The 8578-nt window shown below is 55.8% G+C and carries 7 protein-coding genes; 3 read left to right on the top strand and 4 right to left on the bottom strand.

The annotated features are described in order from the left end of the window. Positions 1-61 precede the first annotated feature (61 nt). Positions 62-868, bottom strand: a complete 807-nt coding sequence (locus tag AADJ11_RS13370; RefSeq protein ID WP_341235000.1) for a hypothetical protein — start codon at positions 866-868, stop codon at positions 62-64. Between the two features lie 195 nt (positions 869-1063). Between AADJ11_RS13370 and AADJ11_RS13375 the strand changes: the two genes are divergently transcribed. The 3 genes from AADJ11_RS13375 to AADJ11_RS13385 all read left to right on the top strand — a co-directional run bounded on the left by AADJ11_RS13375 (position 1064) and on the right by AADJ11_RS13385 (position 6094). Continuing rightward, complete coding sequence (locus AADJ11_RS13375) at positions 1064-2080, top strand: glycosyltransferase family 2 protein (protein WP_341235001.1); 1017 nt, start codon at positions 1064-1066, stop codon at positions 2078-2080. 88 nt (positions 2081-2168) lie between these two features. Next, positions 2169-4214, top strand: a complete 2046-nt coding sequence (locus AADJ11_RS13380; protein ID WP_341235002.1) for an NADH:flavin oxidoreductase — start codon at positions 2169-2171, stop codon at positions 4212-4214. Positions 4215-4426: 212 nt separating this feature from the next. Then, complete coding sequence (locus AADJ11_RS13385) at positions 4427-6094, top strand: GMC family oxidoreductase N-terminal domain-containing protein (protein WP_341235003.1); 1668 nt, start codon at positions 4427-4429, stop codon at positions 6092-6094. Positions 6095-6121: 27 nt separating this feature from the next. Here the strand turns inward: AADJ11_RS13385 and AADJ11_RS13390 are convergent, their stop codons facing one another. The 3 genes from AADJ11_RS13390 to AADJ11_RS13400 all read right to left on the bottom strand — a co-directional run bounded on the left by AADJ11_RS13390 (position 6122) and on the right by AADJ11_RS13400 (position 8454). After that, positions 6122-7282: a lytic murein transglycosylase gene (locus AADJ11_RS13390; protein WP_341235004.1), complete on the bottom strand. Its 1161-nt coding sequence runs from the start codon at positions 7280-7282 to the stop codon at positions 6122-6124. A 94-nt stretch (positions 7283-7376) separates the two neighbouring features. Then, complete coding sequence (locus AADJ11_RS13395) at positions 7377-7853, bottom strand: CreA family protein (RefSeq protein ID WP_341235005.1); 477 nt, start codon at positions 7851-7853, stop codon at positions 7377-7379. A gap of 124 nt (positions 7854-7977) precedes the next feature. Next, on the bottom strand, positions 7978-8454 hold the full coding sequence (locus tag AADJ11_RS13400; protein WP_341235006.1) for a GNAT family N-acetyltransferase: 477 nt from the start codon (positions 8452-8454) through the stop codon (positions 7978-7980). Positions 8455-8578 lie beyond the last annotated feature (124 nt).

The following is an 8578-nucleotide window of genomic DNA, read 5'->3' on the forward strand; positions in this document are numbered from 1 at the left end:
GCTTGCCGTGGGGGCTTATATGCGGTTTCAGATTGATGGCTTTGGGCCTTTGATCTGGCGGTTAGCGCAGCGCCTTGGATGGGTCGATACCTATCTTTTCGCACATCCGCGCAGCATATGATCCGGGCAGCGGTTCGTGCTTTTCCCACCACGGTTTCGTGCCATTGGTATACAGATGCACCGAAAGGGTTTTATCGGTGAAATGCCCCTCAACCCGGCCATGAGGGTCGTAAAAGATATCGTTCAGCTGGAACGGCACCGGATACAGCACCTCGCGTTCGCTGGCCTTTTCATACTGGCCAGTTTGCTTGGCGAAATAGGTAAATGCCTGCGGGCCGAATGCCGTGCGCTCGGCGTTATAAATCCGGTGGGCATGGGTCAATTTGGGGTCTTGGCGGTCGTATTTGCGGCGCTGGTTCTTGTTCCACCATGCAGGATAATCCGGCAGGTTGTCATAGTAATCCAGCAACTGATCCATCAGCTCGCATTCTTGGGGCAGGCCCACAACGCCGCAGTTTAGCGCACCCGACATGCCATGACGGCCAAAGATATATTCATCATCTTCGGGAAAGGGCTGATGGCAAAACGCATCGCAGTCGATCCATATCGCCCCGATCTTTTGGATCATTTTATAGCGGAACACATTCGACAGAAACGACGCGCTGGTGGCCTCGACCAAGGCGCGGTCGATCTCCATAATATCGGACGCCGGGCGCACCTCGACACCTTCGGGGGCATTGTCCACCTTGTCGGCGCAATACAGGATCGTCTTATGCCCCGCGACGACATGGGATTTCAGGCAAAGCTGGTTAAGATAGTGAAGCTTTTCACCAATCCAAAGCGACGCGACGGGGCGACGGTCATTCATAATTCAGGCCTCTCTGATGACGATATTCTGGCTACGTCGTATGTGTCTGCTCAACCCCAAGATTAGCTTGGCGCAGCTATGCTTGTAAAGAATCCTCAGGCCTATGACACGGCTGCGACCCAGATTGACTTGAAGCGGCGCGCGTGAGAGTCATTTGAGCAACGCAAATGACCTAGATCCAAGGTGACGCCCCCCGTGACACGTATCCTTGCTGTAACCTGCATGCGAAACGAAGGGCCCTATTGCCTGGAATGGATCGCCCACCACCGCGCGTCGGGCGTCACCGATTTTCTGATCTTCACCCATGATTGCGACGACGGCACCCCCTATCTGCTGGACCTTTTGCCGGGGGTGACACATGTGCAGTTTCAGCCGACGGGCAACAAATCGGTGCAATGGCAGGCCATGCGATTGGCCGATGCACATCCGCTGATCAAGGCTGCGGATTGGGTGATCTTTTTTGATTGCGATGAGTTTTTGTGCCTTGAGGCACCGATGGAAACCTTCGGCGATCTGATCGCGTCGGTCCACGAGGATACCGATGCTATTGCCCTACCCTGGCGGTTCTTTGGTGCAGCAGAGCAGATGGAGTTCACCGACCAGCCGACGGTTGAGCGTTTTACCATGTGCGCCCCCGATCCGTTTTTCCTGCCAGCAGGCCATTTTTTCAAAACCTTATTTCGGCCAGAGAAATTTCAAAAACTTGGCGTGCACCGCCCCAAGACCAAGCGCAGCCAGCCGGCGCGTTGGTCGCTGGGTGCCGCACAGCCCGCCAGCGATGACTTCGCCCAAGATGACAGCCGGATTAATCTGTTCGGTTTGATGCAAACCCCGGCGCCGGCGCGGTTGAACCATTACTCATTGCGATCCGCGGCTGAATTCATGGTCAAACGCGGGCGCGGCCTGCCCAATCGCACGACCAAGCGCCTTGATCTGCATTATTGGGCCGAACGGAATTTCAACACAGTCCAAGACAGTACGATTGCCCCCATGCTCATGAACACGCGGGCCGAGATGGCAAAGCTGCATGCGCTTCCGCAGGTGCAGGCGGCCCATCAACACGCCGTCGCATGGCACCAAGATGCTTTTGCGACGCTTATGAAAGACCCGTCCGAGATCCAGTTTTATTGGCACTTAACGCTTTTGGCTGGCAGCACCCCCCCGACCCAAGACCAAACGCGCGCGCATTTACGGCGTCTTGCTCAGACGTAACCGGACCACCGAGCGGCGCGAATAGAGTTGATTGCAAACACGTTCAGTTGCACCCTCACGGCACATAACTTTGCCCACGAGGTCTGCCATGTCTACCGATCCGCTGCTGCAGCCGTACCAGCTTAAGCATCTGACTTTACGCAATCGGATTATGACCACCAGTCACGAACCCGCGTACCCCGAAGACGGGATGCCCAAAGACCGCTACCGCGCCTATCATGCAGAACGCGCCAAAGCCGGCGTGGCCTTGGCAATGACGGCGGGGTCAGCGTCGGTGTCCAAGGACAGCCCGCCGGTGTTCAACAATGTGCTCGCCTATAAGGACGAGGTCGTGCCGTGGATCACGAACCTGACCGATGCCTGCCACGAACATGGCTGCGCGGTCATGATCCAGCTGACACATCTTGGGCGGCGCACCACGTGGAACAAGGGCGATTGGCTGCCGTCGGTGTCATCGTCGAAACACCGCGAACCTGCGCACCGCGCCTTTCCCAAACTGATCGAAGATTGGGACATCGACAGGATCATCACCGATTTTGCCGACGCCGCCGAACGGATGAAACACGGTGGCATGGACGGGATAGAGTTGCAGGTTTACGGCCATCTGCTTGATCAATTCTGGTCACCGCTGACCAATGACTTGGTCGGCCCTTACGGTGCTGACACGTTGGAAAACCGGATGCGCTTTCCCATGGACGTTCTGGCCGCCGTGCGCAAACGGGTTGGCGACGATTTCATCGTGGGGTTCAGATACACAGCGGACGAGGCGCAAAAAGGCGGGATCACCGCGGAAGAAGGGCTTGAGATATCCAAGAAACTTGCCGCATCCGGCCAGCTGGATTTCTTGAACGTGATCAAAGGGCGCATTCATACGGATCCCGCGATGACCGATGTGATCCCCGTGCAGGGAATGCAAAGCGCGCCGCATCTTGATTTCGCAGGCGCGGTGAAACAGGCGACAGGCATGCCCACCTTTCACGCCGCCCGCATCCAAGACGTCGCAACAGCGCGCCATGCGGTGGCGGCAGGGCTGCTTGATATGGTGGGGATGACCCGCGCGCATATGGCCGATCCGCATATCGTGCAAAAGATTATTGAGAAACGCGAGGACGACATCCGGCCGTGCGTCGGAGCGACCTATTGTCTGGACCGTATCTATCAAGGCGGCGAGGCCCTGTGCATCCACAACGCGGCCACGGGGCGCGAGCTGACGATGCCGCACAGCATTCAACCAGCACTGATCAAACGAAAATTCGTTATTGTCGGCGCAGGCCCCGCCGGGCTGGAAGCCGCCCGTGTTGCTGCCGAACGCGGTCACCACGTTACCGTGATCGAGGCCCAGCCTGATCCCGGCGGGCAGATCAGACTGACCGCCCAAAGCCCCCGCCGCCGCGAGATGATGTCGATCATCGACTGGCGCATGGCACAATGTGCCGCCCTCGACGTTGAATTCCATTTCAACACATGGGCGGATGAAGACACGATTGCACAGCACACCCCCGACGTGGTGATCATCGCCACGGGCGGTCTACCCAATACCGAACTGTTTGAAACCGGTGTCGAGGCGGAAAATGTGGTGTCTTCGTGGGACATCATCTCGGGTGATGTGAAACCTGCCGAAAATATCCTCATCTACGACGAAAGCGGCGATCATCCGGGGCTTCAAGCCGCCGAAGTTGCCGCCCACGCGGGTGCCAAAGTCGAAGTGATGACCCCCGACCGCAGCTTTGCCCCCGAAATTATGGCGATGAACCTTGTCCCATATATGCGGTCTTTGCAGGATAAGGATGTGACCTTTACCGTGACGCGGCGGCTGTTGGGGGTTTCCCGTGTTGGTAATAAATTGGTCGCCACAATAGGCACCGACTACAGTGATTTTACGAGACAGCAGGAATATGATCAGGTGGTGGTGAACTACGGCACCTTGCCGATGGATGATCTGTATTTCGCGCTCAAACCTCTGTCAAAGAATGAAGGCGCTGTTGATTATGAGGCGCTGATCGCAGGGGAGCCGCAAACGATGGACTGGAATGACGACGCAACATTCTGGCTCTTTCGTATCGGCGACGCGGTGTCGGCGCGCAATACACATGCGGCCATTTATGACGCTTTGCGCTTGGTCAAGGATTTGTAGAACCTTCACGAAATCACACCGCATTCAATACGCGGCACACGGGCTTCCTACGCCGTTGCTGGATCGTCCAAGATATTCGTAATGCTCAACAAATACCGAAATTGATATTCCCGATACCCCTTCGTAAAAATTGACACTAAGGTTCACCTGTGCGGCGTTTGTGCCGCTAGACCCTTGGTCAAGAATGAAACAAGCGATGGGTGAATGGCGCGATGTCTGACGGATCAAACAGCTATGACTATATTGTAATCGGGGGCGGTTCCGCCGGGTGCCTGATGGCCAACAGGCTCAGCGCCGATCCGGCCAACCGCGTGCTACTGTTAGAAGCTGGAAAACCCGACACCTATCCGTGGGTCCACATCCCCATCGGCTATCTTTATTGCATCGGCAACCCGCGCGCCGACTGGATGTATAAAACAGAACCCGACAAGGGATTGAACGGTCGCGCGCTTCTTTACCCCCGCGGCAAGACGTTGGGCGGCTGTTCGTCGATCAACGGCATGATCTATATGCGCGGGCAAGCGCGGGATTACGACAATTGGGCCAAGCTGACCGGCGAGGAGGATTGGAGCTGGCATAACGCGCTGGCCGACTTCATGGCCCATGAAGACCACTATAAATTGGATGACGGGGCCGATCCGGTAACGGGGGACAACAGCCGGTTTTCAGACATGCACGGCCACGGCGGCGAATGGCGGATCGAAAAACAACGTTTGCGATGGGATGTTCTGGACAGTTTTGCCGATGCAGCGGCCGACACCGGCATTCAGAAAACCGATGACTTCAACAGCGGTGACAATGCGGGCGTCGGGTATTTCGACGTAAATCAGCGCTCTGGCTGGCGGTGGAACACGTCAAAGGCGTTCCTGCGCCCTGCAAAAAAACGCCCCAACCTGACCATTTGGACCGAAGCGCAGGTTGAAAAACTGACATTCGACAAAGACAGCAACGGACGCCTGCGCTGTACTGGGGCCAAGGTGCATCACAAGGGTGTGCCCGTCGCGGTGACGGCGGCCAAGGAAACCGTGCTGTCCGCCGGTGCTGTGAACTCTCCCCAAATACTGCAGCTGTCCGGGATAGGCCCCGCCGCAATGCTCAAAGAGCATGGGATAGACGTGGTGATGGACCAACCCTTTGTTGGTGAAAACCTTCAAGATCACTTACAAATTCGCGCGGTGTTCAAGGTAAAGGGCACACAGACCCTAAACACCTTGGCCAATTCGATTTTTGGCAAGGCCAAGATCGGGCTGGAATATCTGCTCAAACGCTCCGGCCCGATGAGCATGTCCCCAAGCCAGCTGGGTGCGTTCTCGCGGTCCAATCCTAAGCGGGCGCATGCAAATCTTGAGTATCACGTGCAGCCACTTAGCCTTGAGGCCTTTGGCGAGGATCTGCATGATTTCCCCGCCATGACGGTCAGCGTTTGCAACCTGAACCCGACCAGCCGTGGCCATGTGCGGATCGCATCATCAGATTTCCGCGACGCCCCCAAGATCACGCCGAATTATCTGGATACCGAAGAAGACCGCCAAGTCGCCGCCGAAAGCCTGCGCCAAGTCCGCGAAATCATGGCCCAGCCCGCGATGCAGCCCTATGCCCCCCAAGAACACAAACCCGGTGTGCAGTATCAAAGCGATGAGGACTTGGCACGTTTGGCGGGCGACATCGCCAGCACGATTTTTCACCCCGTGGGCACCGTCAAAATGGGCCGCAAGGATGACCCGACGGCTGTCCTGAACCCGCATTTGCGAATGAAAGGTGTGGCGGGACTTCGCGTCGTGGATGCGTCGGTCATGCCCGAGATCACAAGCGGCAACACCAATGCCCCCACCATCATGATCGCCGAAAAGGCTGCGCGCTGGATATTGGCGGGCCAATAAGCCCTCGCGCAGCCGGACGTTTTTACATCATTGCAGGCGTTGCAGCAGCGACGGCGACGGATCACCTGTCGCTGGCAACCCAACCGATTGCTGATAGGCCGCGATGGCCTTGCGGCTGTTAGGACCGATCACCCCGTCGGTACCACCAGTATCAAAGCCGCGCGCGGTCAGTTTTTCCTGAAGCGCTTTACGATCCTCGATGGTCAGCCCGTATTTATCGGGACCAAAGCTGGCCCGGATAGGCCCGCCGCCCGCAATGCGGTCAGACAAATGCCCCACCCCAATCGCGTAATTGTCAGAGTTGTTGTAGCGCTTGATGGCGTTGAAATTGCTAAACACCGCAAACCGTGGGCCGCCTGCGTCCGGTTGCAAAATCTTGAGCGGTGTGGCGGAACTGGCGGCTGCCGTTCCCATCTCTCCGCCCCATTTCTGACCGGATTTCCAGCCGGACTTGGCAAGATACGCAGCGGTCGACGCCAATGAATCAGTGGGGTCATCCGACCAAATGTCACGCCGCCCATCACCGTTGAAATCTACGGCAAACGCTTGATAAGATGTCGGAATAAACTGCGTGTGCCCCATGGCACCAGCCCAACTGCCAGTCAAACCCCGGGCAGAGACATCGCCCCGTTCAAGAATTTTCAGTGCCGCGATCAGCTGTTTTTCAAAGAATGACCCGCGCCTTCTATCATAAGCCAAAGTTGACGTGGCCGATACAACAGGCACGTTGCCCCGCCGCTCTCCGTAAAAGCTCTCGAGGCCCCACACGGCGGTCACAACCTCCGCTGGCACGCCATAGCGCCCCTCGATCTGGCGCAGAACGGCACGGTGGCGGGCAAAGGCGGCACGGCCTTTGCTGACCCGTTCGTCAGACGCAGCGATGGCAAGATAATCCTCAAGCGTCCGGCTAAATTCGGTTTGGTTGCGATCACGCTTTACGACGCCGGGCAAATATCCAGCACCGGCAAAACCTTGTCGCAATGTGGCAGGCAAAATGCCCTGCTCCACTGCGCGCGCCTTGAAGGACGCAACCCATGCATCATAATTCGCATTGGGTTGCGGCATTAAATCTGCGGGTAATGCGCCCTCGCTTCGCGACGAAAAGGAAGTGACGTTGCCACGTCCTTGGCATGCCGCAAGGCCTAACGCCCCCAATCCGATTGTAAAATTCCTACGTGAAATGCCCATTCTGCCTGCGCCTTTTATTGTTGTGGCTTTAACGGCAGGTTACCCCAACTCGTAAACGGCGCAAAGGGGCAGTTCCATGGCGGCAATCCTTTGCCTAGTTGCCCGGCACATATAGCGGGACGGTAGACATCGACATCTTAGCGGACCCATTTTGCACATCGCGGGCATGGCTAATGTAGATCAAGGTGTTGTTCGCCTCATCGTAGATGCGTTTCACGTTCAGGGTCTTAAAGATGACCGATCTGCGTTCGGTGAATACAGTCTCGCCCTCGTCATCACGCTCGATATCGCCAATTTCAATCGGTCCGGTTTGACGGCAAGAAATCGACGAATTCGACGGGTCCTCAAACCAGTTCCCCTTTTGCAACCGGTCAATAATACCGCGCTCAAAATAGGCCAGATGACAGGTCACGCCTTTCACCTTAGGATCGGCCACCGCTTCGACGACGATGTCATTGCCTAACCAATCTACGTCAACGTTGCCGACAGTTTCAGCCGCCGTGGACAAGGGAAAGATAACGAGCGCAGCAAGTGCACAAAGAATGCGGGTGGGGTGTTTTTGTGTGTTCATGATCATATACGCGCCAGAGTGAAGAAGGTTCCGTTGGAAGGTGCTTGTCAGGGTGATCGGGTTGGACCTTTAAACCAGATATAGAGAGGTTAATGCTGTTTCTGGGCATCTCAGAATATCCTATTTATCTAGGTTCGATATCTACATTGTGCCTGTAAACGAAAAACTCAGTGTTCCGAGCAACCTTATCGTACAACGCCATTGCAGTCTTATTCGATGAATGTGTATGCCAGTAGACACCCACGGTACCGGCTTGGTTGGCTCGTTCATAAAACGCCAAAATCAGCTTTCTTCCAATACCTTGCCCGCGCAGTGACGGGTCAGAAAAAACGTCCTGAAGATAGCAGGTGTTTTCAATCGTGATTGTGTTTCTATGGAATATATAATGGGCAAGACCGCCCAGCCTGCCGTTATGCTCGGCCACCAGACAATGCACAGGTTCGCTTGGGTCTAATAGTCTTTGCCAAGTTGATTGGACAATGTTCTCCGAAAGCGCGGTTGGTCCGGCTCTGCCATAAAATTCGTTATATTGATCCCACAGGTTTCGCCATTGGCTATGGTCGTGCTCTGATACCGGACGAATGGTAAAAGTATTTTTCACGTCTTTAGTTCCTTTTTGAACCTATATTAAGACGTGGGCTTTCATTGCGTTTATGGCAACAGCTAATCCCCTCTAACGCAAAACGCCCGCTTAGGGATTATCCTAGGCGGGCGTTTTTTATATT

The sequence above is a fragment of the uncultured Sulfitobacter sp. genome (assembly GCF_964021855.1).
Lineage (GTDB): Bacteria > Pseudomonadota > Alphaproteobacteria > Rhodobacterales > Rhodobacteraceae > Sulfitobacter.